We start from the raw sequence: 642 nt of genomic DNA, 5'->3' as shown, positions 1-642 counted from the left end.
GAATGGTGGCCGTGGCGTGGTCGATCCGCGACCGGTTGGAGGACGGGAACGATAGATCCTGGTGGGGTGAGGGCGATACCGGCGTCTGCCAGAAGCCGTATCAGTTCAGCTGCTGGAACAGGAACGATCCCAACTATCCGTTTCTGAACGGCGCACGGCAGATCCCGTTCCGTGAGCTGGCGCAGTGCCGGGTTGCTGCTGACCAGGTGATTGACGGGAAGGTGTCAGACCCAACCGGCGGGGCGACCCACTACTACGCGACCACGATGTCCAAGGCCCCGGCCTGGGCAAACAGAGCAAAGCAGACGCTGAGGCTTGGGCATCACATCTTTTTCAAGGATGTCCCGTGATACCTGCGCTGAACCCCACGACGCGCTGAGCGTATTAAACGGCTATGACCCAACTGAAAATGCCCTGGAGGCGCAATGCGCACCGAACAATTTGTGATGCAGTACAGCTACGGCTCGCACACTCTTTCCGTTAGAGCTAACGGCGGAAGCGTGAAGGTTGAGAAGGCGGTCGGCAATGATTGGGTGGTGTCGGACACGTTCAGCACGGATGGTGCCTGGCGGCTGGATCTCGGAGACTCACCCACTCGTTTCACGCCCGCAGGCGGCGCTGTGTATCAGGTGGAAAAATGAG

At 59.7% G+C, this 642-nt stretch carries 2 protein-coding genes; both read left to right on the top strand.

The genetic code is table 11. The features are described from left to right. On the top strand, window positions 1-350 hold a 350-nt coding region (locus B3I26_RS02905), incomplete at its 5' end, for a cell wall hydrolase (protein WP_296254926.1). 75 nt (window positions 351-425) lie between these two features. Further along, the gene (locus B3I26_RS02900) at window positions 426-641 is read left to right on the top strand and encodes a hypothetical protein (protein ID WP_296254924.1); all 216 of its coding nucleotides are present in this window, start codon (window positions 426-428) and stop codon (window positions 639-641) included. Window position 642: the final 1 nt, after the last annotated feature.

Origin of the sequence: Pseudomonas sp. UBA5706 (assembly GCF_002419965.1) — a bacterium.
GTDB lineage: Bacteria > Pseudomonadota > Gammaproteobacteria > Pseudomonadales > Pseudomonadaceae > Aquipseudomonas.
Note: the sequence above shows the minus strand (reverse complement) of the source record. Positions and strands in the feature narration are given on the sequence as shown.

What these genes read in the sequence shown, in the direction of transcription:
- B3I26_RS02900 (WP_296254924.1), top strand. Translation starts at nt 426, where the DNA reads ATGCGCACCGAACAATTTGTGATGCAGTACAGCTACGGCTCGCACACT.